22 protein-coding genes and 1 pseudogene are annotated in these 24745 nt (G+C 43.6%); 6 read left to right on the forward strand and 17 right to left on the reverse strand.

What is annotated here, in order from left to right; genetic code table 11:
* Positions 1 to 163 precede the first annotated feature (163 nt).
* The 3 genes from OX890_RS14845 (at position 164) to OX890_RS14855 (ending at position 1719) form a co-directional block, all read left to right on the forward strand.
* Positions 164 to 601, forward strand: a complete 438-nt coding sequence (locus OX890_RS14845; protein WP_006081174.1) for a DUF3010 family protein — start codon at positions 164 to 166, stop codon at positions 599 to 601.
* A 47-nt stretch (positions 602 to 648) separates the two neighbouring features.
* The gene (locus tag OX890_RS14850; protein WP_268649462.1) at positions 649 to 1173 is read left to right on the forward strand and encodes a M48 family metallopeptidase; all 525 of its coding nucleotides are present in this window, start codon (positions 649 to 651) and stop codon (positions 1171 to 1173) included.
* A gap of 90 nt (positions 1174 to 1263) precedes the next feature.
* Positions 1264 to 1719 carry a hypothetical protein gene (locus OX890_RS14855; RefSeq protein ID WP_259505671.1) on the forward strand — a complete coding sequence of 152 codons (456 nt, stop codon included), beginning with the start codon at positions 1264 to 1266 and terminating at the stop codon, positions 1717 to 1719.
* 372 nt (positions 1720 to 2091) lie between these two features.
* Here the strand turns inward: OX890_RS14855 and OX890_RS14860 are convergent, their stop codons facing one another.
* From OX890_RS14860 to OX890_RS14875, 4 genes are all read right to left on the reverse strand, one after another.
* Positions 2092 to 3393 (reverse strand): peptidoglycan DD-metalloendopeptidase family protein, encoded by a 1302-nt coding sequence (locus OX890_RS14860; protein ID WP_268649463.1) that lies wholly within the window; start codon positions 3391 to 3393, stop codon positions 2092 to 2094.
* 265 nt (positions 3394 to 3658) lie between these two features.
* The gene (locus tag OX890_RS14865) at positions 3659 to 6715 is read right to left on the reverse strand and encodes an SbcC/MukB-like Walker B domain-containing protein (protein WP_268649464.1); all 3057 of its coding nucleotides are present in this window, start codon (positions 6713 to 6715) and stop codon (positions 3659 to 3661) included.
* Positions 6712 to 7857 (reverse strand): exonuclease SbcCD subunit D, encoded by a 1146-nt coding sequence (locus OX890_RS14870; protein ID WP_268649465.1) that lies wholly within the window; start codon positions 7855 to 7857, stop codon positions 6712 to 6714. The genes OX890_RS14865 and OX890_RS14870 overlap by 4 nt, the downstream gene beginning before the upstream one ends.
* Positions 7858 to 8265: 408 nt before the next feature.
* On the reverse strand, positions 8266 to 9036 hold the full coding sequence (locus OX890_RS14875) for a TSUP family transporter (RefSeq protein ID WP_259563170.1): 771 nt from the start codon (positions 9034 to 9036) through the stop codon (positions 8266 to 8268).
* A gap of 156 nt (positions 9037 to 9192) precedes the next feature.
* On the opposite strand from OX890_RS14875, the gene OX890_RS14880 reads away from it, so the two are divergent.
* Positions 9193 to 10080, forward strand: a complete 888-nt coding sequence (locus tag OX890_RS14880; RefSeq protein ID WP_011846491.1) for a LysR family transcriptional regulator — start codon at positions 9193 to 9195, stop codon at positions 10078 to 10080.
* Positions 10081 to 10246: 166 nt separating this feature from the next.
* Here the strand turns inward: OX890_RS14880 and OX890_RS14885 are convergent, their stop codons facing one another.
* From OX890_RS14885 to OX890_RS14905, 5 genes are all read right to left on the reverse strand, one after another.
* Positions 10247 to 10642, reverse strand: a complete 396-nt coding sequence (locus OX890_RS14885) for a ribonuclease E inhibitor RraB (protein ID WP_011846490.1) — start codon at positions 10640 to 10642, stop codon at positions 10247 to 10249.
* 22 nt (positions 10643 to 10664) lie between these two features.
* Positions 10665 to 10895, reverse strand: a complete 231-nt coding sequence (locus OX890_RS14890) for an RNA-binding S4 domain-containing protein (protein ID WP_006081165.1) — start codon at positions 10893 to 10895, stop codon at positions 10665 to 10667.
* Between the two features lie 74 nt (positions 10896 to 10969).
* On the reverse strand, positions 10970 to 11506 hold the full coding sequence (locus OX890_RS14895; RefSeq protein WP_107404815.1) for a GNAT family N-acetyltransferase: 537 nt from the start codon (positions 11504 to 11506) through the stop codon (positions 10970 to 10972).
* 70 nt (positions 11507 to 11576) lie between these two features.
* Positions 11577 to 11855: a peptidylprolyl isomerase gene (locus OX890_RS14900; RefSeq protein ID WP_006081163.1), complete on the reverse strand. Its 279-nt coding sequence runs from the start codon at positions 11853 to 11855 to the stop codon at positions 11577 to 11579.
* Between the two features lie 171 nt (positions 11856 to 12026).
* Entirely contained in the window at positions 12027 to 13856 is a 1830-nt protein-coding gene (locus OX890_RS14905; protein ID WP_268649466.1) for a DUF885 domain-containing protein, read from the reverse strand.
* 79 nt (positions 13857 to 13935) lie between these two features.
* Here OX890_RS14905 and OX890_RS14910 point away from each other — a divergent pair, with 79 nt between their 5' ends.
* On the forward strand, positions 13936 to 14445 hold the full coding sequence (locus tag OX890_RS14910) for a diguanylate cyclase domain-containing protein (RefSeq protein ID WP_006081161.1): 510 nt from the start codon (positions 13936 to 13938) through the stop codon (positions 14443 to 14445).
* Positions 14446 to 14520: 75 nt separating this feature from the next.
* Here the strand turns inward: OX890_RS14910 and OX890_RS14915 are convergent, their stop codons facing one another.
* From OX890_RS14915 to OX890_RS14945, 7 genes and pseudogenes are all read right to left on the reverse strand, one after another.
* Entirely contained in the window at positions 14521 to 15768 is a 1248-nt protein-coding gene (locus OX890_RS14915; protein ID WP_012088831.1) for a tetratricopeptide repeat protein, read from the reverse strand.
* Between the two features lie 2 nt (positions 15769 to 15770).
* Positions 15771 to 16391: an energy transducer TonB gene (locus OX890_RS14920; RefSeq protein WP_012088830.1), complete on the reverse strand. Its 621-nt coding sequence runs from the start codon at positions 16389 to 16391 to the stop codon at positions 15771 to 15773.
* A 1-nt stretch (position 16392) separates the two neighbouring features.
* Positions 16393 to 16797: an ExbD/TolR family protein gene (locus OX890_RS14925; protein WP_006081158.1), complete on the reverse strand. Its 405-nt coding sequence runs from the start codon at positions 16795 to 16797 to the stop codon at positions 16393 to 16395.
* Between the two features lie 13 nt (positions 16798 to 16810).
* Positions 16811 to 17338 carry a MotA/TolQ/ExbB proton channel family protein gene (locus tag OX890_RS14930; RefSeq protein ID WP_006081157.1) on the reverse strand — a complete coding sequence of 176 codons (528 nt, stop codon included), beginning with the start codon at positions 17336 to 17338 and terminating at the stop codon, positions 16811 to 16813.
* Positions 17338 to 18693, reverse strand: a complete 1356-nt coding sequence (locus OX890_RS14935) for a MotA/TolQ/ExbB proton channel family protein (RefSeq protein WP_012088829.1) — start codon at positions 18691 to 18693, stop codon at positions 17338 to 17340. The genes OX890_RS14930 and OX890_RS14935 overlap by 1 nt, the downstream gene beginning before the upstream one ends.
* Positions 18693 to 19475 (reverse strand): DUF3450 domain-containing protein, encoded by a 783-nt coding sequence (locus tag OX890_RS14940; RefSeq protein WP_012088828.1) that lies wholly within the window; start codon positions 19473 to 19475, stop codon positions 18693 to 18695. The genes OX890_RS14935 and OX890_RS14940 overlap by 1 nt, the downstream gene beginning before the upstream one ends.
* 560 nt (positions 19476 to 20035) lie before the next feature.
* Positions 20036 to 20267: pseudogene (locus OX890_RS14945) on the reverse strand (IS5/IS1182 family transposase); the annotation flags it as partial.
* A gap of 102 nt (positions 20268 to 20369) precedes the next feature.
* Between OX890_RS14945 and OX890_RS14950 the strand changes: the two are divergent.
* A complete protein-coding gene (locus OX890_RS14950; protein WP_126492258.1) occupies positions 20370 to 21518 on the forward strand; it encodes an IS4 family transposase in 1149 nt (382 codons plus the stop codon).
* Positions 21519 to 21741: 223 nt separating this feature from the next.
* Here OX890_RS14950 and OX890_RS14955 read toward each other — a convergent pair whose 3' ends face one another.
* Entirely contained in the window at positions 21742 to 24540 is a 2799-nt protein-coding gene (locus OX890_RS14955; protein ID WP_126492260.1) for a TonB-dependent receptor plug domain-containing protein, read from the reverse strand.
* Between the last annotated feature and the right edge of the window lie 205 nt (positions 24541 to 24745).

A 24745-nucleotide genomic window follows, 5' to 3' on the forward strand; every position in this document is an offset into this window, starting at 1 on the left:
ATTTTATCTCTGATACACAATACATTGGCTGATCGAATACTGGGAATTGACGCACTAAGCGCATCAGTCTGTCGCCAAGCGAATCAAAAGCGCAGGGTAAACACTGATCCTCACGTCATTTCCAGCTACAATAGCGCTATTATCGATATTTTGAAGGTGTAACATGAGAGTTTGTGGTGTTGAATTAAAAGGTGGCGAAGCCATTATCAGTTTATTGAGCTATGAAGGTGAAACCTTCAATGTGCCAGAATGCCGTAAGGTGTCTTTCACCGTTTCCCAATCTGCTACCACAGAAGCTATTCGTGAGTTTCACTTCGCTTTTCATAAGCTTATGCAAGATTATCGCGTTGATGAAGTTGTCATCATTGAACGTGAACAAAAAGGTAAATTGGCGGGCTCAGCCACAAGTTTTAAACTTGAAGCCGCGATTCAATTAGGTGAATTACCTGTCAGCTTACTGTCTCCTGTCACTATCAAAGAGCAAAACAAGCGCAATCCACCGCAGGTTGATTTCGATAGTTTAGATCTTAAAAAAGTGCAGCAGTTAGCTTTCGAAGCCGCTTACGCCCAGCAAAATCGCCGTATTTTCGGCAAAGTTTAAGTAATGCGATGACTCAGGCTCCGAAGTCATTCGGAGCCAAATGCCCTATGAATCCATTAAAATACTTAAGCGGTTACAGCCCAGATATCCAACAGCAGGTACAGCAACATCTTGATGCTGGCACATTACCCAAGCTACTGTTGAAACGTCATCCTGTCATACATAGCGTTCGCAGTGATAAAGCGCTGTACGACTACACCCAAGCGATTAAAAACCAATTTTTACGCCAGTCGTCCCCGCTCTCGAAAGTGATCTTTGATGACAAAATTAACATTAGTCATCATGCACTTGGCTTACATTCCTATGTCGTGCGAGTTCAAGGCAATAAAATCAAAGCTAAGAACGAAATTCGCATCTCTTCACGTTTAAAGCGTGTACCGGAACCCTTATTGCGTATGGTCGTTGTACACGAATTAGCCCATTTAAAAGAAAAAGATCACAACAAGGCTTTCTATAATTTGTGTACTCATATGGAGCCGGATTATCACCAGTTTGAATTTGATTTACGCTTATTATTGACCTGTATCGACGCCAACATATCCCCTTATTCCGCAGATAAAGCCGACACCTGACCTTAGTATATTTTTCGCTCACAACTTGACTGATAATAGTTTTCATTTAGAATATTGAAGTATCTCACGCTGCAGAATTCAGTAACGACAATGACGAAACAGAATATCGATAAACTTTTGAGCAAGTGGTGTAAAAAACAAGCTAAAAAGTTACTCAAAATACAGGCAAGATCTGTTTCAAGTTCAGGAAAAGCGATTCCATCCTTATCTAATCTGAACAGCCTGACTGATAAATCTTTGACGAATAAAAAAGCTCAGCGCAAACACCTCACCAAATTACTCACGAAGCACATTTCACAGCAAGAATTTGCCCATAGCAATAAATCCGCACTCAAGAAACAGTTAAAACTAGCAAAGGCTAAGTTTATTGCCGCTAATGATGCAACATTTTCATCAACTATGATTACTCGGCTCACTCCTTTACCCACAGAACACAGCTTTGCATTACGTCCTTTTAAAAAGTCTCCCTGCGGTGGCTGCCCCGCTCTAAAAGGTAAACTGTGTAAGTGTGCATTGAAAGTTATGCAAAGACGCCAAGCAAGCTGAGAGACGCTATTTAACGCTAGGTATTTAGTTCTGTTCAGTCCCTAATAAAGAGTGCTAGTTACTTTAAAGGTCATCAGCTGCCAAATTGAGTCTCTTAACAGTCAAAAGAATAACTCGCTATAACACCCTAACTGAAGCTCACCACATCCGCTCTATTTATCCCCTTCTGTGTAATCGCTATTACTGCGGATCGAATAAATTTAAAGCTTCCTTACAACTTGTAAGAATACTTGTGATAGCTGAAAAATATCTACAACAAGAAGAATGATGGAAACAAAAATGCCGATGAAATTTGCATTTCATCGGCATTGATAAACTCTTCTAGAAAATCCTGTACTATCGTTTATTCAAACTTGGCGAGACTTAGTTCTATTAGCCAAGGTTCATCATAGCTTCACGACTCTTCACCATTTTGGTAAATGTGCGTAAGTCTTGATTCGCTAATTTGCTAGACATGGGAATATCCGCTTTCAACGGGTCAACAGGTTTACCATTGATATGAAATTCATAATGTAAGTGTGGACCCGTTGAGCGACCAGTATTACCTGATAAAGCAATGACTTGGCCTCGAGTCACTCGCTGACCTTTACGCACAAGCGCCTTAGATAAATGCAGGTATCGGGTACGATACTTACCACCGTGGTCAATCACAATATACTTACCAGCGAACTGATGGTCAGTCACTAAACTAACAACACCATCACCAGGAGCAATCACTTTAGTCCCGATAGGCACTGAAAAGTCGGTTCCGTTATGGGGTGAAATACGGCCAGTAATAGGATGCTTACGATATGGATTAAAACGGGAACTCATGCGGGGTTGTTTAGCTAATGGATAACGCTGGAACGCACGTACTAAACTCTGGCCCTTGGCATCGTAATAACTGCCGTCAGTATATTGAAATGCACTAATTTCAGAACGACCGGTTTTAATACTCACGCCTAAAATTTGGCTACTGCCCGTTGCTTCACCTTCAACATATTGATCATTTACCAAAACAGAGAATTTATCGCCAACGCGTAAATCACGGGCGAAATTCAATTTTTCTTTGAGTAAATCTTCAATCCGCTGAATGTCTGCCGCAGCTAAACCCATTTTTTGTGCAGAGACGTAGAATGAGCCTTTAATATCGCCAGATATAATACGATTTTGCCAAACGCCTTCAACGTTGACTTCTTCAACATTAAAACTGCCGTCTTCATAACGTGTAAACACCACTTGGCGAGCGGCGTTAAAATAAAGTTCTAATTTCTGTAATTGGCCTTCGTTATCGAGCCAAAATTGCATTCTGTTACCAGGCAATAAGGTATCAAGTGCCAAAATATTTAAATCAGCTTCTAACACCTTATACATGGTCTGCTGATCAACACCCGCTTTCGAAAATAACCCACTTAAGGTATCACCAGAAACGATAATTCGCTCAAACTGTGGAGCGTTATTAATAAGGGCTGCTTGATCTTGGACTTCAGGTTCAGAAACTTGGGGGAGAATACTTTCAATATCGAGGACAACAGGGATACGCTGAGCAGTTGGCACAACATGACCATTATTCGGCATTAACATAGCAGCGCCAATCAACAAACCACCCATTAATAGAATGTTTTTTTGGGTCGATGATAAGTTCTGCAAACGGGTTTGCGATAAGTTGATAAAGTTGGGTTTGCCTGTCTGCAACGCTTTTCACCTTTCGTTAACTTTGCGTTTTATTTTTGAACCAGTCCCTATGAGGGAAGCCCGAATTTTTTCCAACTTATCCCAAAAATCCCATTATGACAAATGCTATTTCGTACTTTTACCTGACTATTAACAAGAAACATGCGCCAGTTGGCATTTTCAACTCAGTTTGCGCACATTATCCTAATGTTAAACACGCAAGAGTCACAATAAATAACACATACAAAACAGCAGGTTATTTATTGGACTCTGAGAGAACGAGCGACTAAGGCAAAACTATCGTCATTTCGCTCCCATGTGAGGTTTTATTGATGTCGATGCGAGTATTTATCTGCTCTTTCATCTCAGAAACGTGCGAGATCACCCCTATCATCCGGCCTGAAGACTGCAGATCCATCAAGGTTCGAATCGCCAATTCCAATGAATCTTGGTCTAAACTGCCAAAGCCTTCATCGATAAATAAGGTGTCGAGTTTGATCCCCCCAGCATAAGCTTGCACCACATCGGATAGCCCTAACGCCATGGACAAGGCCGCCATAAAACTTTCGCCGCCGCTTAAGGTTGCCACAGGGCGCACTTTTGAGGTGTAGGCATCTTCCACTTCTAACTCGAGCCCAGACGCCTTGTTGCCCTTTGCTCTATCTTCCTTACGCAGCAAGCGATAACGTCCCTTACTCATCAGATGCAGCCTATGGCTCGCTTCGAGTAACACATCGTCGAGCAGTACGCTTAATACAAAACGCTGCAAACTGATCTTATTGCCTGTTTTCCCATTCGCCACATCGGCAAGCGTGCCGATAACTGCATATTCATCGTCTAACGCCTTAGCTTTCGTATCTGCAATACTGAGCTGGGTTTGAGTTTGGGTCAGTAGTACTGTGCGAGTGTGAAGCAGCTGCCATACCTGCTCTGCTGCGTGTAATGCTTGCTGCGCCGACTCAAGCTCGGCAGCGAGCTTAATGCTATCGGGTGGTACTTTATCTTTGAGCTTCAGCGCTAACTGCTCGCACTGCGCCTTGGTCAAAGCACTGCGCTGCTGGTAAGCCTCAATCTCGCTGGCTAATGCATCCAGTTGATCTTCATCCAGCATGGCCGCAAATAAGGCCTGTTGGTCGGTAAATCCCGCTGCGACTAATTGCTGATTGAGTTGCTGCTGGGCACGCGTTTGCTGAGTTAATGCCGCCTCAGCGGTATTTTCGGCACCATTCAATGCAGCTTTAGCTGCAACAAAGGTTTGCCCTGTTTGTTGCTGAAGCGCCCTCACGTCAGCAATCTGCTGTTTAATCTGGCTTATCTGTTGCTGGTTTTGCGTGATTGCTGCGGTTAATGCCTCAAGCGTTGCAAGCGCAGGTGGGACGCTTTGCTGCATGTGCGCCAACTGCCCCTGCAATAAATCCACTTTAGATTGCAGCGCACTATCGTGTGTTTGTCCTTGCTCCAGCTTTTGTTGCAGATGCGTTTCCTGCGCGTGCAACAATACAATTTCTTGCTGTAACTGCTGCAAATCTTGATGAGCTTGCTCAGCTTGCGTGAGTGAGAAAGCATATTGCGACAAGGTATGCGCATGTTCATCTTGAGAAATATCAACCGCTGTGCCCAATTGGGCCGCGAGATCTTGCGCTTGTTGCTGCAAGGTTTCTAACTGTGTCTGTAATCCGCGATATTCCGCTCTGGCTTTGCTCAGGATATCTTGAGCCATCGTTTCAGCGTCTTGGGCCAATTGCAGCACTTCATCACTTGGGAGCGGCTCTTTGCTCTGTGCTGGCTGTGGATGGGTTTGGCTGCCACAGACGGGGCAAGGTTCATCTTGCTGTAATTGCCGCGCTAAAATGGCTGCCTGTCCTTGGTGCCAAGTCAATAATAGGGCTTTATGCGCAACCTGTGCTTGCTGATGCTCGGCATTGAGTTGTTGCCCTTGCGCTTTCGCATTGGCAAGTTTTTCCTTTGTCGACGATACCCTTGCCGCCACTTGTTGCCATTGCTGATAAGTCGACAATAACTGCTGTTGCTGCTGGTGCGCCTGTTGCAATGAGAGGCGAGTGTCGCTATTGGCCTGCAATTGTGGCAAAGCCGATTCCAGTTCACGACGTTTTTGAGTTACTGCGGTTAACTCATTTTTACTGATCTGAAGTTGTGTTTTAGCTTTAACTAACTGTGCTTTCTCTTGCTCGAGGGTTTTATTGAGTCTATCCAGTTCCCTAAGCTGCGGTCCCAGCGTATTCAGTTGCTGTTTGGCTTGTTCCTGCTCCAGTAGCGACGCTTCCAATACGGGTAAGTCTTGCACTTTGAGCTCAGCATCATCAAAGGCTTGCTTAGCTTGAGTCAGTGCCGTTTGCGCATTGCTAAAGGCGAGATTGGCGGCTTTTGCTTCTTGTTCACGGGCTAAAAACACCTCAACCATAGGCGCTAAACGCTGCGCTTGTTTAGCTAAGTTCAGTTTGTGGGTTTGTGCGACTATGCTTTCTTGCTGCGCCTCGAGCGCTGCAGCGGTTTGAGTTAAGGTATCAAACTGCGCAAATTCAGCCAGTAGATGCTGGGCGGCATCGCTGGCTTTAATGATTAATTGTTGCTGCTGTAATGCTTGTTCCTTGGCACTTTGAGCGAGCACAAGTTCAGGTGTGAGCTTGGCTAATTCATTGCTTAGCTCGTCATTGGATGCTAGGCCAGCACTTTGTAAAATACCATCGCGGCGGCTGCGTTGATCTTTCACTAAGCCGCTAATGTCGGCAGCCTTATTTTTTAAGGTATCTTCAATCCGGCGATAAATATGCGTTTGAAATAACTGACTAAATATCAGCTCGCGCGCTTTAGAGTCCGCCATTAACAATTCGCGAAACTTACCCTGAGGTAATACCATCACTTGGCGAAACTGCTCCACATCGAGCCCAGTCAAAGCTTCAATCTCAGCGGTGGCCTCGGACACTTTACTGGCAACTAATAAGCTTTCATTGCCATCGGCGTCAATTTTAAAGAGCTGCGCTTCAGGCTTTTGCACTGTCGAGCCGTCACCGCTTTTCTTAACTCTGTCTTGCTCTGGCACCCGGCGAATACGATAGCTGTTACTACCGAGCTGAAAACTGAAAGTGACTTCTGTTAGTAAACTATCGTCGGCCATATCGCAGCGCATTTGGCTGCCTTCACGCTCATTACCTGTGGTTTTGCCATAGAGCGCAAAACAAATGCCATCGAGCAAGGTCGTCTTACCCGCGCCTGTGGGCCCGTTGATGAGAAATAACGGATTGGTTCCAAGGGCGGTAAAATCAAGTGCCTGAGTCGATGCAAAGGGACCAAAGGCTGACATTGAAAGGCTAAGTGGTCTCATGCTTGGCGCTCCTCATTGTGTAGCTTAGTCAGGAGGTCATCCATCACGGCTTGCTGAGCCTGCGTCAATGACTCGCCAGACACCTGGGAGAAAAAGTCACAGAACATGTCCATCTCGCCTTTTTTGATATGATCCCGACTCAAAGCGACCTGTTGCTGCCCCGCCATCAGGCCTGTCCGCTCTAAATGCAGCACATTAGGGTAGACGGCCCTAAGTTTGCCCATAGCGTCTAAAATGGCATGTTTATCGAGGAGCCTGACCATAAGGTAATCCTCACGCTTTGCATCCGTTTTACCTTGGGCGAGTAAAGTGTCAAACTCCCCTTCTAAGATGCGGACATCACGCATCGACGTTAACGGCAATAAACGGATATCAATCGGCGTTTGCGTGCCCAGTTCGACTAAGGTCACCGACTTGTGTTGATGTTGTTCGCTAAAGGAATACTTCAAAATCGAGCCAGAGTAGCGCACATGCTCGGCGCCTTTGTATTGCGGTCCGTGTAAATGCCCAAGGGCGACATAATCAAACTCAGTAAAGAGCTTTGGCGATATTTTATCGGCGCCACCAATACTGAGCGGCCGCTCTGATTCGGATTCGCTGCCACCATCCAAAAAGCAATGGCTGATCACCACTTTGGGTAAGCCTTGGCTATCGTGCTGACGCACTTTTTCCAGCAACACATCCATGGCCATTTCGTGGCTCGATGCCTCACACTCAAACACTTGGCGAACTGTTGCAGGTTCAGCGTAAGGCAAGGGATAAAAAACCACATCACCGCTTGAACTCGACAAAGTAATAGGATGAATGTCAGCACTCAAAGGCCCAATAATATGTAACCCGCTTGTCGCCATTTGTTTTGCCGCAAATCCTAAGCGCTCATGGCCATCGTGGTTACCGGCAATCATAATCACTTGCAGGCCTAAATCTTGTACTAAGCGGTTGAGCATATCATCTAACAGCGCGACCGCGTTTGCTGGTGGAATCGATCTGTCATAAATATCCCCCGCCACAATCACAGCATCCACCTTATGCTCATCTGCTAATGCAATAATTTGCTCGAGCACAAAGGCTTGATCATCCAGTAATGACTGATTGTGTAACTGACGACCTATGTGCCAGTCCGAGGTGTGGATAAATTTCATAATCGCTCTTTTAAAAAAGTGGTAGCGCTAAACCTGAGCGCATGTGCCGGCACATCAACGCAAAAATAAGGCAGACGAGATAGACACTGCACGCATGCAAATCGGGTTAAATCGTATTAAATAAAGACATAGCGTTTAAATGCACATAGAAAAATGAGAAGCCTAAAAAGTGCATTAAAATTGACAGGTTATACTATTCAAAAACCTTGAAAGAGTATACCTATTGCAAAGTAGGAAGAGACGTTGCTATCATCTTTAGAGGATATTCTGAGCGATATCCACCTCAGCTAAACTTATGAGCCAAGGTGAACGTCACTCAGATAAGATAAGATAAATTAACTTAAGCTTACGCGCGAAGATTAGCTAATCCTCCATTTAAGGCTGCGCTTATTGATAAGAAACAATCAATTAGAATAAGTGATATTGCGTTGCGAGGAGTTTAAAGCTCATGGCAAGGGACATAGTCACGACCAGTGGCTTGATGATCTTCGTGCCTTTAGTCACAACCAGACGAGAACCCAAAGTTGCGCCAATCGCTTGTCCTGCGAGCATGACCAACCCCAATAACCAAATCACTTTGCCGCCCAAGGCGAAGAAGATCAGTGAAGCAATATTGGTTGAGAAATTAAGTAGTTTCGCGTGAGCCGTAGCCTTAGCCAGACCAAACCCCGCTAACGATACAAACGCCAGCGCAAAAAAGCTGCCAGTGCCAGGACCAAAAAAACCATCGTACAATCCCACACCTAACGCGGCAGTGAACGCAAACGCGGTAGGTGTCAGTACTTGATGCTTATCGTCTTCAGAAATCTTTTTCGAAAATAAGAAGTAACAACCAATCGCCAAAATCAAAAATGGCAACATTAATTCCAGCACTTTGGTATCGACGAGTTGAACGAGAATAGTGCCTAATGCCGCGCCGATGAACGCACAGATCAAGGCTAACTTTACGGATTTAAGATCCACGAGTCCTTTACGGATAAAGTACAAGCTCGCAAAAAAACTGCCGCCACAGGCCTGCAGCTTATTTGTGCCTAAGGCAACCGCAGGCGGCAAACCAGCCCACATGAGTGCAGGAATCGTCAACAAGCCACCGCCACCGGCGATAGCGTCGATAAAACCTGCCACCATAGCGACGGCAAAAAGTATCGCAGCGATTTGTAGCGTCAGTTCAAATTCCATAATGATTTATTATTCTTCTGATAAAAAAGGGAGTGATTGCTGGGCATTAGACTGCGTTTGCCAAATAAACGCAAAGGAGTTATTGTCGTCATTGCGTGAGTTAAACTCACACAAAACCTGTAATCCTGTTCGAATTCCCCAACTGTAGGACATCAAATGTTGACCGAACTGCCGCCACTCAATTCCCTCCGTGCTTTTGAAGCGGCTGCACGCTTGCAGAGCATGACATTAGCCAGCAAGGAGCTGCATGTCACCCATGGTGCGGTCAGTAAACAAATCCGAGTATTAGAGGATTATTTAGGTTTTGCGCTTTTTGTGCGCTTACATAAAAAAGTCAGTTTAACCGATGAAGCCAAGCGCTATTTGCCCCATGTCCAAGCCGCGCTGCAAACCCTGTCAAGTGCAACGAGTGACCTACGCCGCCAGCCTTCTAAGCCACAAACCTTAGCCATCAATGTGCTGCCAAGCTTAACCATTAATTGGCTCATCCCGAGAATGGAGCAGTTTAAGTCCCGCCATCCGCACCTTTATGTCGATTTGTCGATTGGTGACTTTGCCGTGGACTTTAGCCAAGGCCGTTATGATATTGCGATTCGCAGCTGCACAGCTATTCCTAAGGGCGCGAATTATATCAAACTGATGGATGAGGATTTGTGTTTGGTTTGCGCGCCTTCGTTAGCGCCAAAACTGCAAAATATCGAAGATATCAATCACGTCACCTTACTGAAACACACTACAAGACCCGAACTGTGGGAATATTGGGCTGAAAAAGTGGGCTTAACACTCACCCAAGTACAAACCTTTGGCGTCGAGCATTTCTACATGCTCAGCCAAGCCGCCGCGAGTGGCATGGGGGCAGCGCTTATTCCGCGATTTTTTATCGAAGAGCAATTGGCAAACGGCAGCTTAGTCATTCCCTTTGACGCCCCTTTCACCAGCCCCTATCGCTATTACCTGCTCACACCCAAATCCCCTAGCTTGCCGTTAAAAGCCCAAGCTTTTATTGACTGGTTATTAGAAGTGTTTGCGCCTTATCGCCACTAAACAACATTTGGAATTTCACCATTCCAGCAAAGTGCAATAACGCTATGTGTGCCAAATAAGACTATCGAGTGCTGAACACAAGTGCAGCAAATGGGCGCAAAAAAACGGCAATAAAAAACCACCAAGAAGGTGGTTTCTTAGACTCAAAGGTCAAAGCAAATCAGCATCAGTGATTGCAATGAGCACCGTGAACATGCTCATGGTCATCATCTTCCATAAACTCGTCATCACCGTCTTGGTGTTGCATTACGCCCCAACCGTCGGTCATACCCCCGAATTCGGCGGCAAAATCATTCAACATGACTTCTTGCTCAACCAAAGTATCGTAATCAGGTACCATATTGAGGCAAACAATGATTTCCCACTTGCCCAGCTCATCATTCAGATTCAGCTCAAGCTCGCCTTGCAAGTCAGAATTTGTGAGTTCTTCTAACGCCGTTTCAGCATCACGTTGGTCATCAAAAACCAAAAAGAAATCAACATCTAACTCTTTTGTTAAATCGATTCCTGCTTCAGCCATTGCGGCCAGCATTTTACCATTGTCATCATCTGGAAATTGCATATCTTGCTCCACTGTTTCAGGCTTATTCTGCCGCAATGATTTGAACTGATTCACCATTAAAGCTGACGATATCGCCCGCAATAATTTTTTTACGCTTACGAGTTTCAACTTCACCATTCACTGTGACTTGACCTTCCTCGATAAAATGCTTGGCTTCGCCGCCGGCATTGCTCATGCCCTGCACTTTTAATACTTTGTACAATTCAATGAAATCTTCGCCAGAATGCAAAGCCAATTGATTAATTTGCGCCACTTAATACACGCCTTCTAAAAATAAACCTGCGGCATTATACCAGCACCGCACAAAATCCGCTGAAGATAATTTGGCTAGAGACGTCTTTCATCGGCGAGTAAACCGAAGACCGATTCATCGAGCCAGTTTTCACCCATTTTGAATTGCTGCCTGAGTAAGCCTTCAAGCCTGAAGCCGCACTTTTCAAGAACCCGCGCCGATGCATGATTATCTTTGGCGCAATGACCAACAAATTTATGCACATTAAAACTTAAGCAGGCCCAATCAATGACCGCCATTAAGCTCTCAGTCGCATAACCCTTGCCGTGGCCCTCTGCGGCCAGCAAGTAACCCACTTCTGCACGCTGCTCATCAAGGCTTTGACAATAAAGGCCTGTTAACCCGACAAACAGCCCTGTATCGACGGTCTCAATCACTAAGGTGAGCCAATCGCCAGAACCGTAAAACCAAGTATCGGAGCGCTGCTGAAACTTACTGCGGATCACCTCTTGCGACTCTGGCACTCGCACATAGCGATTAATCTCAGGATCGCTGTGCAACGCATAAAAATGTTCCCAGTCACTATCTTGTAAGCTCCTGAGTTTCAATCTATCGGTATAGAGTTCCAGCATAGTGACTCCGTGATGAGCAGATAAAACAAAAACGGCAGCAAACGCTGCCGTATCAAATAAGCTGTAAAACTTACGCGCGGCTGGTCACTTCAAGTAAATGAAAACCAAACTGCGTTTTAACTGGACCTTGCACTTCGTTTAATGGCGCGCTGAAGACAACTTCATCAAACTCTCTCACCATCATACCAGGACCGAATGACCCCAATTCGCCGCCTTGGGCACCTGATGGGCAAGAAGAGTGCGCGCGAGCAATTTGAGCAAAATCTGCACCTTCCAATATTTGCTGTTTCAGCGCTTGGCATTGCTCTTCGCTGCTGACTAACAAATGTCTTGCTGTTGCCTGGACCATAGTAAAACTCCTGTGAGGATCATGAGACATTTGCCCCAAATATCATTGATATTCCCATTAAAACATCCGTTTTAACAGGTTTTGAATCAACAGTATAAAAACTTTCTGTTGAATAAAAAAGTCTTAAAATGCCGTCATTCACTTCAAAGTCAAATAACGGCATATTACGGGCTAAGCCTGTTTAGACGCTATCCAACGATCGATTTTGTTCTCCATGACCGCCATAGGTAATGAACCTGAGGTGAGGATTTGATCGTGGAACGCTTTTAAATCAAATTTATCACCCAAGGCTTTTTCAGCGCGGGCGCGCAGTGCCAGGATCTTCAGCTGACCGACTTTGTAAGACAAAGCTTGACCAGGGATCGCCATATAGCGCTCCACTTCAGCAACTATGTCACTTTCAGCCATCGGCGAGTTGTCTTTCATGTACTGAATCGCTTGTTCACGACTCCAGCCTTTTGAATGGAGACCGGTATCCACCACTAAGCGCATCGCACGCAGCATTTCATCGGAAAGCTTGCCAAAATACTGATAAGGATCAGTAAACAAGCCCATCTCAATACCTAAGTACTCAGCATACAGTGCCCAACCTTCCTCGAAAGCCGTATAACCACTGAAACGCTGGAACTCAGGCACACCGGTTAGCTCTTGCTTGATCGCAATTTGAAAATGATGCCCAGGAGCGGCCTCGTGTAAAGACAAGGTCGTCATTCCCCACTTTGGCTGCGCCTTGAGGTTATAAGTGTTGATATAAAACACGCCTGGACGACTGCCATCCACCGCAGGCGATTCATAAGAAGCACCCGCTGCAGATTGTTCTCTGAAACTTTCAACCGGCTTAACCACGTAATCAGCCTTTGGCATCACATTAAAGTAGTTAGGCAGCACTTGATTGATTTTATCTTTCAACACCATATAACCATCAATCAAACCTTGACGGTCGCTGTAGAAATACTGAGGTTCGGAAGATAAAGACGCGAAAAATGCTTTCAAATCGCCCTTAAAACCGACTTGCTCACGTACCTTATCCATCTCAGATAAAATTCGCGCCACTTCACTTAAGCCAATTTGATGAATTTCATCCACAGACATAGTGGTGGTCGTATGTGAGTTAGCCAGATGCTGATACCAAGCTTTGCCGTTAGGTAAACCAGACCAACCATCAGTCGCCCGCGATTTAGGTAAATAGGTTTGCTTAAAATAATCACGCAAGTCCGTCAACGCTGGCACGATACGTTCGGCTATCATGGCTTGATAACGAGCTGTCAATTCCGCTTTATCTTGCTCAGAAAAACTCTCAGGGAAATGCTGAATGGGCGAGTAGAAAATACTCTGAGTCGCATCAGTCGTTAGCATAGCGTCTAACTGGGGAATAATGCGCTCTACCAACACCCGAGGTAGCACCACTTTACTTTCAATGCCTTGATTCATCCGATTTTCAGCAAGCGCTACCCACTTGATGAAACCATCGACTCTCTGTTCCCAATTACGATAATCTTGAACAGTATTAAAAGGTTGTGCACTCTCGCCACTACCCAACTGCACCATGGTAATAACAGTACTATAGAACTGGCTTATCGGCATAAAGCGAGATGGGAAAGTTTCGTCCACTAACGCCATATCACGGTCATAGACAAACAGATCATAACTTAACTGTAAATCAGCGGGCAGTTGCTTTGGATCTATCGCGCGCACCTGAGCTAAATAGTGAGTATTAAGATCATGGCGAGCCTTGAGGTAATCTTCGGTTAGATCCCCGCCAAAATCGGCGTTATAGTCATTAACGCCGACAAAGGTGGCGTAGATGGGCTCAAGCTTTAGGTAATCTTTAAAATAAGCATCCACAAGCGCTAAATAACGCTGCTCGGCCGTTTGTGTTTCGCCCTGCTCTGCAACTGCATTAGCTTGGCTGTTTTCTTGAACTTCAGTGGCTTCAGGCTTAGAACAGCCTTGAAGGGTGAAGATTAACGCTATCGAACCTGCCAATAAACCCAATTTCATTTTAATATTTCTCCTTTTTGGCCCGCTATTGCAGAACTGTTTCTATACTTAGTTCAAGGTCTGCTATCGGAGTTAATCTATGATCTACTCGTTCCGCAACTCAGGTTTCAGGGATCCAGAAACTGGAGTCTATAACCAAACCTATTTCATGGAAGTATTCAACCGAGAATGGCATCGTCACATGAGAGAACACCAAAGCTTGGCACTATTGTATCTGTGCCCTCACATTCATGAAACCGTCAAACAACCCCATTTACTCGAATTCTTTACCAAACAAGTGCAGGAAGCACTATTAAGAGCAACAGATATGATTGCGAGGCTTGATCATAATCACTTTGCGCTGGGTTTATTCAACATAGATGAGGTGGGAACTGAGGTAGTGTTAAAGCGAATAGAACAACAAATATCTGACTTTAATCAAGATTTTGGTAAAAATCATAAGCTGACAATTGATTATAAACTGGCCGCCTGCATTTGCTTACCGACGCAAGAAAACAAAATCGAGTCACTCTTCAGTAATGTCAGCCAACTCTCACAAGATCTTGAAAAAAGCCATGATCAATCACAAGCTTTAATCCGCTTACAGTAAGCTTGTGTTGTAATTAGTAGCAAAGAAAAAGCCCCTTTCGGGGCTTTCAAATTCAAACGCTAAACTGCCAAGCGATTACAGTGTGATGTTATGCATACGTGCTTTCTCTTTGATATAAGAGATATAGCTATTTGCACTCTTCTCAGTCTTCTTATCGTTAGCAGCTAATACTGCACGGTTATAAGCTGACTTGTACTGTTTCAAACTTAAATGAGCCAAAGCTAATTCGAAGTTTGCTTCGCCAGGATGATCAATGCCCATGGATATGGCTTTTTCAAGCACAGGGATCGCAGCAGTGTATTGTTCATCCAAGTTTAGTAAGCGACCTTGTTTCAGGTAAGTCTTACCATCCTTGCTTATAGCGGCAGCTTTACCATAATAATCAGCTGCTTGCTTAAACTCTTTAGCATTTTGATAGAAACCAGCCAAAATCTCTAAGGACTTAGCATCCTCAGCAATCAAGCCTGATTTCATGTGTTTCTGATAAACTTTAGCAGCTTGATATGGAGCACCTTTCTGTGCCATCAATTGTGCTAAACGGGTAATGTTACCCGCGCTCTCTAAGAAACCATTTCTATAAGCTAAATCGTAAGTAGCAAGAGACTTGTCATAGTCTTCAACCATCAAATAAAACTGCGCTAATTGAACCCACAGTCTGCCGTCTTCAGGGAATAATGGCACCATGACTTCTAACACACCAACAGCTTTCTTATACTTCTTCTGGTTGAAGTAAGCTGTCAGTTTCATCTGATACAGACCTTTATCAGGAGCTTCAGCTAATGAAAGACCTTTATCGGCCACTTCAATCACTTTATCCCACTGTTTTAGCTCTGAATATGCAATACCAATACGACGGTATATTTGAGAGTCAGATTTACAAGTGAATTCCATCCACTTGTAGTAGTAAGGAATCGATTCCTTAAACTTCTTCTCTTGTAACAGCAAATCCGCATAAAGACGCATAGTTGCAGCATGATCTGTGCCACCTAAAATATCAGCTTCAACAGCTTGTTTTAGGTACTTGATCGCAGTATCCATTTTGCCTTTTTCGGCATAAAAGTTACCTAACATGCGTGCAACATAAGCCTTATCGAAGTCGTTCTTAGCATTAGCTTCGAGCAAAATAGCAATGGCTTCATCTAACTGGCCATTAGTATAAGCTTCGAACGACTTTTGAACTTTCTTCGCTGCGCCTTCGCCTACCGCTTTAGATTGACGTTTATCGATAGGACACTTTTCTTCCGCTACCGCAGAAGAAAGCGTTAATGTCCCGCCACAAACAGAAAGCAATAATAGAGCTGCGATTTTATTAACATTACGCATCGTTATTTGCCTCCCTTATCTAAGGTAAAGTCCAGCTGAACTGTCTGACCAGGTTGCTTCAGTGGCTTGCCATCAACAATCTTTGGCTTGTACTTCCACTTCTTCAGTGCGCGAATCGCTTCTTTATCAAATAAACGTTTTGGCTCTGCTTGAATAACTTCAACGTCATCGATACCACCGAGTTCGTTGATGGTGAAACGAAGTTGTACCCAACCTTCTTTCCCATCACGCGCCGCAGCAATTGGATACTGAGGTTCGATACGAACGATAGGCGTAGCATCACCATCGCGAGTCATCATATTGCCTAATTTGAAACCAGTACTTGCACCGCCAGCTTCTACACCACCCATATTGAACGACATTGATGTATCAATATTACTTGATGAATCAGGTGGCGTTGTATCAGGCTTCTGTGGTTGCTCTGGTGGTGGTGGTGGCTTAGGCACTACCCTTGGCTTATTCTGTGCTTTTGAATCCTGTCTATCCATAGTGATTTCAATTACAGGGGTCTCAGCCGATGTTTCGCCGCGCTGTGCGCCGCCACCGACCAAGAACGCCATAAAAGCGAACAGACCAAAAGTCACAGCAGCACCAATAATGATCGATACTAGTGCTCTTAGCATATTAATCGTTCCCCGCAGATACCGAAATTTTATCTATACCAGCCGCTTTCACTTGGTCTAGAACTTTAACAACTAAGCCGTGCATTGCGTCTTTATCAGCCTGAATCAATACAGCAGCTTCAGGAGCTTCAGCCAGCATACGTTCAACGTTTGCAGTTACACGTTCGATATCAACCTGACGGTTTTCCATCATGATCACGCCCGTTTTGCTGACGCCGATAAAGATGTTCGCCGAAGGCTTTGAAGTCGCTTGTGAAGCTTTTGGTTTGTTATAGTCCAAACCAGATGGTTTCACGAATGACGTTGTTACAATGAAGAAGATTAGCATGATGAACACGATGTCGAGCATCGGTGTCATATCAATTTGCGCTTCCTCATCTATACTGGAATGCTTTTTACGTGCCATGTTCAATCTCTCTCTAGTGGTGCGGCATGCTGTCTTTTAGCTTTTCTAAACTGATCTTCATTTTTGCATCAAGGCGAGTACTGAAGAACACTCCCGATAATGCTGCAACCATACCTGCCATCGTAGGCATAGTCGCCATTGAAATACCAGCCGCCATCAAACGAGCATTACTCGTCCCCTGAACTGCCATCACATCGAACACTGAAATCATACCGGTTACGGTACCTAACAAACCTATCATTGGACAAATCGCCACTAAGGTTTTAATAATCAGCATACGTGCATTCAAATCTTGCTTCGCTTGGGACATCCAAGCTTCACGGATACGGTGTGCATACCAAGAGGTCGTTTCCTCTCTGGCGTCCCATGCAGCTATGATTGCTTTATGTTGCTTTGGTGATATCCAATTAAGATACCAATAACGCTCAAGCATCAATACCCACATTAAGAACAGAACAGCCGCTACAAGCCAGAGTACGTCGCCTCCGGAGGCCATGAAGCCCCTGACGGAATCCCAAATGTCCATCAGGTATAGCATCATTAGTCAGCCCTCTTCTCAGCATGTGCTGCGATGATACCAGCACTTTGCTCTTCAAGGATCTGAACGATTGACTTGCTACGCGCAACAACAACTGCATGCATTAACATTAACGGTAGTGCAGCAACCAGACCTTGAACTGTAGTGATAAGCGCCATAGAAATACCGCCCGCCATCAGTTTTGGATCGCCAGTACCAAATAATTGGATACTTTGGAAGGTTGCAATCATACCCGTTACTGTACCTAATAGACCCATCATAGGTGCGATAGCGGCCAGTACTTTAATGATTGAAATACGCGCTTCTAATGCTGGAGTTTCTTTCAGAATCGCTTCATCAAGTTTCAACTCTAACGTTTCAACATCAACGTCTTTGTTTTCTTGGTAAACTTTTAAGATACGACCTAAAGCGTTGTTACCAGGCTTATCGACGTTCTTACGTTGGCTATTAACGCGAGCGCCAATGATAGTCATAGTGACAAGACGTTCGATAGAGATTAATAAACCCAGTGCTAACAGAGCAATAATGATGTAACCGATAGTACCACCGGCTTCTAAACGGTCTTCAAAGCTAGCTTTGTTAGTGAAGATGTTTAGCAGTACACCGCGTGCAGGGTCAACATAAAATGGTGCAGTACCTGAAGTGATTTTTTCCCAGTCAGCAACCGCGCTAACTTGGTAACCTTCTGGTTGTTGAGATAACTGCTGAATTAAACCTAACTCAGGGTTATAAACAACGTATTTGCCATCGGCTGTTAAGTTGTAAGAACCGATACGGTGAATAGTCGTTGTTTTAACGCTTCCGTCGATACCAGTAACAGAACCTTCGAACTTAACAACTTTGCCAGATTGCGCCATTTCAAACAGCTGCTCTTGCCAGAATTGCTCTAGTTCTTCGATTTTAGGTAATTGCTTACGCGCACCTAAATCAGCGATGAATTTATCACGATTTGGGTATTGAGCACTGATGTTTGAGCTTGCCAGTTTACCCGCGAAATCACCGGCTTCACCTTTAACCACACCAAACATCTCACCCAAGTCACCTTGAGCAGTTTTCAGATCTTCTTCTAACTGAGCAATTTTACGCTCGTTATCTAAGAACGCTTGGTTTAAATCTTTACCACGTTGTTTTTCAGCGGCTAATGCATCTTTTTCACGCTTTAACAGTGCAGCTTTATCACCACGTTCTGCTTGGAATTCTTGCTCGCGTTTGCTGTTGATTTTGCCTTCTGCAGCGCGTTCAACTTTAACTTGCTGCAATAATTGGTCAATCGACTTAGGCGCATCTGCAGCGCTAGCCATACCAGCAGTTAAAGAGAAACTTGCAGCCAACACAGCTGTAGTAATTAACTTCTTCATTATTGTGCAGTCTCCGCAGCAGGAATTGGTAACGCAAATAGATCTAGAGCACCTTGTTTACGGGCAATGCGGATACCTTTAGTCAGTTCACGCAAATAGCTGTCATCTAACTTGTCCCAACCCTTAGATTCTGGGTTGTACATCCAGCCAGTCTTTTGATCTAAACTCTGTGCATAAAGAGCAACACGACCTAAGTTAAAGAAGTCAACCAACACTTCTTTACCATCTAGGTTTAATTTTCCTTGGTTAACAGCAACCGCACTACCATATTCACGCTCGATGCTATAAGCATCAAGAATTAAACGGTATTTTTCGGCTAAGGTAACTTCAGCAGTATTAAGTAGGTTTTTCAGCTCATTAACACGATTAGTACGTACTTCAGAGTTGAAAGGTAAATCTAATTGAACAAACTGTTCTAATGACTCAACCATTTTAAACATCAATGGCACTACGCCTTGGCGAAGTTTATCAACACCATTGATGTCACCTTGCACTGAGTCCATTGTCTTTTGTTGATCAGCGACTAAACTGGCAACATAATCGTTATATGATTTCAGTGATTCGCGCTCATCTGCGACAGAACCATACTCAAAAAGCATGTCTTGTGCTTGATCGAAATACTTATCAACGTTCTTTTGCGACGCAGCAGCATCAGCATGGATCATACTATCCGCTTTCTGCACGTCGGTAAGAGGATCTGCAACAACTAAGTTGCTGCTCGCTAATGCCAGCACGCCAACAAGTGCAGTAGCGATTTTTGTTCTATTGCTTACCTTGGACATAGTTCCCAACCAATTTGAAGTGAATAAAAAGGTAACTTACCAGCAACAAAACGAGAAGCAATTAATGCTCGCCGAAAAAATTACTGTAAGTTCGTCTTTCTCTTGTGGTTCTTAGTTTTTTCTTCCCTTTCCTACGCCCTTAAAGGCATAGACCCGCTGGCATCATTTCACAAAATGTTGACCTGTGTCAACATTTCGGCCGACTAAAAACTAGTGTAAAGAGGCGCTATGAATAAAAATTTTTACGAAAGGTGTTTTTTTGCACAGAAAAGAGTCTTTAGAGTTACAACTTTTAGAGGAAACTAATGCAGCTTAAAATTAAATCCAATAAAATCATAGCAATATATCCAAGTTAATTTTATCCTCCTTACTCCTTTTAATTAACATTTTTCAACATGAAACCGACTCAAGTTGATGCTCTTTACATCATTCACTTCTATAGGTAAAAATCTACTGATGGAGTAAGAACATCTGAACTAAATCAATGCAGTGGCATAGTGAATTGGCGTTGTTGATTAAATAATTTCATAGAAGTTAATCATTCAAAGGCTTATGAGCGATTAAGCAACTTGCTGGCGAACGGGCATACCCAGTCTAATGACTTTGTTCATAGCCTTCACACCGGCCAATGCCTCTGCAACTTGCTCATTGTAATCACGTAACTATTCAACTGTTTATTTGGCCCATGGCGGTCTCTGCTAGAGAGCGCTGGTGATAGCCGTTATTGATTTTCCATTGTTTCAGATGACCCGCTTCATTACGTGGATACCCCTTTTCCCATAACCCCGCATTCTAGCGAATCCCCACATAAATTCGATGGGATTCAAATAAGTAGACACGCATGATGCTGTTTGATCTAATCAATTTCGCCAAAAACCTACTAGATCCAACATCATGCGTGATATCGACATATTACACGATTTACTCAAAAAACAATGCCCTCAAATACACCAAAAACGCCTTAATTCTCTGATGGTTGCTACTGAGTCTTTACTCGATGGCAATCAACTCTCGTTAACCCAGTTAGGACGGAACATAACGGGTAACGTTGCACCAAAACACAATATCAAGCGTATTGACCGACTGCTGGGAAATCTACATGTTGTCAAAGATAAGTTCGCTATTTATCAATGGCATGCACAGTATCTATGCGACTCAAATCCGATGCCCATTATTCTTATGGATTGGTCTGATGTGCGCGAACAACTGCGAATGATGACCTTACGCGCATCAATCAGTGTTAAAGGTCGCTCCATTACTTTGTACGAACGCACTTTTCTGTTTGAAGATTACAATGCCCCACGCAGTCATAACGCTTTCTTAGCTGTGCTTGCAAACGTATTGCCGCCAGGATGCTGCCCGCTCATCGTCACCGATGTAGGTTATCGCAATACTTGGTTTAGGGAAGTCGAGCGCCATGGCTGGTTTTGGCTAGGTAGAGTTCGCGGTGATGTCAGTTTTATGCTCAACGGCCAAACATCATGGCAGTCAAATAAATCCCTCTACCCTAAAGCGAATTCAACCGCGAAATACATAGGTAGCGTCAAGTTAGCGCGCAAGTCTCCGTTACAATGTTGCCTGCACTTGTTTAAAGCTAAACCTAAGCTGCGTAAGGATAAACGTTCTTCTAAGGCTGGGCGAAATCACACTGCACAAAAGAGTTACAGCTTAGGGAGTAAAGAGCCTTGGCTACTCGCAACAAATTTACCGCCAGACTACTTTGGCCCTTCAACGGTCGTCGATTTATATGCTAAACGAATGCAAATTGAAGAAACCTTCCGCGATTTAAAAAGTCCGCAATATGGCATGAGCCTCAGACAAAGCCGCAGCCGTTGTCCAAAGCGATATGATGTATTGCTGCTCATCTCTATGCTCGCTGAAATTGTGTTGTGGTGTATTGGGTTAGCGGCACAACACCTTGGATTGCAAAGATATTTTCAAGCCAATACAGTGAGAAAGCGGGCAGTGCTATCAATTGTTAGACTTGGAAAGGAAGTACGCAAAAGAGACAAATATCCGGTAAAGGAGTCAATTTTTTGCTAGGCATTAATCGAATATATAAACTTAGTTCATGACGCTGGAAGACTTCAATTATGAGGGGATCCCCCAGCACCTCAATTAGAGGGTCGCAGTTATTATCTGAATTCTGGTAATGATATAAATTCTGGAACAAATTTGAGTCTATATCAAAAAGGCCTGCATTAGCAGGCCTTTTACATACAAGAAACAGCAAATTTCAATTGATAGAATAAAAACTAACAGGTAGTTAGAATTTTACTGTAGCGCGTAAATAAACAAAACGGTCCATGTTTACATCGTACTCTGTAACAGAGAAGTTGTTTGTTGACATGGCAAGATCATTATTAATATATTCTGACTCTGGTTTCTCTGCAAATAAATTATTTATACCTAAGCTCACATTTGTATTGTACTCTGCAAAAGAATAACCAACTGAGATATTGTGAACCATATATGCATCAAACTCTTTGGTATAATCACTTTCAGGTACACCGTAATAGTCATAAACACCATCAACATAATAATTGCTCATCATGCTGTGTACATAACGTGTTTTCCAATGAGCATCCCAATCACCCATCGCCCAGTCGATATAAAAGTTAGCTTTAATACGAGGATATCCGCCATCCCCGTACTGTTGCCCTACTTGATCTTTACCATTAAAATTATTTTCAATTACGTATGACATATCTAAAGATGTCTTAAAGCTACCAAAACCGGTTTCAAATCGATAACCAGTGTACATGTCAAGACCACTAACATCGTAATTGTTGGCATTTAGTAAATAGTTGCGTAAATCAACAATATTACCTAAAGAATCACGGTCAATGAAATCACATGAAGTTGTGTTCGTCCCTTCAGCACATTCTGTAGCAATATCTTCATAACCATAACGACCAATCGCATCTTTAACCTTAATATTGTAGTAATCTAAAGTTAATTCTGCGCCTTCAAGCCATGAAGGGTTATATACAAAACCTGCCGTTACTGATTCTGAGGTTTCAGGTTTTAAGTCAGGCGATGCAACTTGAGTAATACGAATCTGACTATTAGCTTGGCTATACCCATCCGGTACACCTGAACAACCTGGTTTACCTGAAATATCTAAAGTATTACCATCACTATCTCTAGTATTACAAGGATCAGACCAACTAGGGAAAGAGTCAGCATTACCAGCATACAAATCTGAAATAGACGGGGCACGGTATCCTTCAGCCCATGTTGCACGTAATAATAAGTCATCTATTGGACGGAATTCGGCGCCAACTTTTGAACTTGTATTATCACCATAAACATCATGATCTGAAAAACGTGTTGCAGGAGTAATAATTAAACTTTCAAGCACAGGAATTGACAGTTCGATATACGCCTCATCCAAACGGAAACTACCGGAAGTTGCATCACGTTGATTCCCCGAAGATTCACCTGTCACAGTTAGAGGATCAGGAGTATCGTAGCCAGTTTCCTCGCGACGTTCTAAGCCAATAGCCATGCCAACACTACCTGCTGGTAAATCAAATATGTCTCCAGAAATATTAAATGCATAATCTTTCATTGTTAGACCAGAACGTCCAACAGAATCAAAAGTTATGTAGTCAATCATGTCATCTGTTATGGAACCAGGACCACCAAAAAGATTCAACGCAGTACAAGAAGTACTTGCATCACAATTTGCACCAAGTGCCTGGTTAATCCTAGTAAGATTAAGTAAACCCGTTGTCAATTCATCTTGACTATTTTGTCCATAAATGTAGTGGGCACTCCAACTCCAGGTATCAGTAATATTTCCTTCCAGTCCGACCATTGCTCGATAGGTAACATCATTCTGTTCATAACGGCGAGACCCAGCCTCAAGCATGCGACGTTGGAGTGCATATGGCACATAACCATCTGCTTCGCCATTCGCAACTGCACGGTCACTATCACCGTATAATGTTTGACCAAACGGGTTGTAAATATTATCAGCATGTATATCCACTCGGCTTGCCGCAGCACCAAATGAGGCACCAAGTGTTACTGGCATAGGAGCAAGTTCTTGCGATGACTTACGATTCGTCATCATAAAATCACTAACTAGACGTAAGTTGTCAGCCAAATCATAATAGCCTTGGACATAAAATGCATTTCGGTTTTGTGGAGTAACTAAATAGTTATCAGGAGCATAGTTATAGACATCGCCAGCACGATTACGGAATTTATCTATTCCGACATCCTCACCGGTGCCAGGTAGTGACATCAAATCATATAAACCATTACTTCTAATAGTATAACCTGCTGAAGCAAGTGCATCTTGGTTAGCTTGATTTAACGTTGTTGGATCAACTCTAAAACGGGTATTTTCAGTTGTAGAACTGTTACCTGTTGAAGAAATATCACGATCACCGGCCCAAATTGGTTGCTGAGTCACATGGCTCATATTAAATAACAAGCCGCCTTTTTCACCAGTGACCCCAAAGGTAAGATCTGCTGTATATTGACGTCCATCACCTTCACTTAAGTTTTCACCACCGTAAACTGAAAGCTCAACTCCGTCAAAATCTTTTCGAGTAATAATGTTTACAACGCCAGCAATGGCATCTGAACCATATACCGCTGAGGCGCCGTCTTTAAGTACCTCTATACGTTCAACAGCAGCTGTTGGAATTGTGTTCATATCAACAGTTGAACCTAACGAAGAAATCCAGCGACGACCATTGACAAGAACAAGTAATCGCTGCGAACCTAAGTTACGTAAATCCATATTAGTTGAGCCATTACCACCGTTGTTGAACGCGGTATTAAGGGCAGCACCTGCTGATGGTATGGTTTGTAAAATATCACCTAGGCTAACTAGACCTGTTGCAGCAATCTCTTCCCTGTTCATAACTAAAACAGGACTAGCCGCCTCCATATCTGTACGTTTAATACGTGAACCAGTAACTTCAATACGCTCAACTTTCGCGCCGTCTTCTGCTGCCAGAACCGCGGAGGTATTTAATGTTGCTGCCGCCAAACCGCCTAGCAACGCATAACGCACTGAATTAGCTAACAAATTGCTCTTATACATTGTCAATCTCCCTTGATAAATCATGTTTTTCTTATATTATGCATCTACATTACGTATAGATAACGTAAATTGCTCTGTCGCAAATCAAGTTGCAACCATGTCAATCTCAGTAGCAATAAAATCACATATGAAACACTTAATCAACACCATAAAAACAAATAACGCATTATTAACGACTTTAGTATACTTTGGCGTACACTTTATG

The sequence above is a fragment of the Shewanella sp. DAU305 genome (assembly GCF_026802235.1).
In the GTDB taxonomy this organism is placed as follows: domain Bacteria; phylum Pseudomonadota; class Gammaproteobacteria; order Enterobacterales; family Shewanellaceae; genus Shewanella; species Shewanella baltica.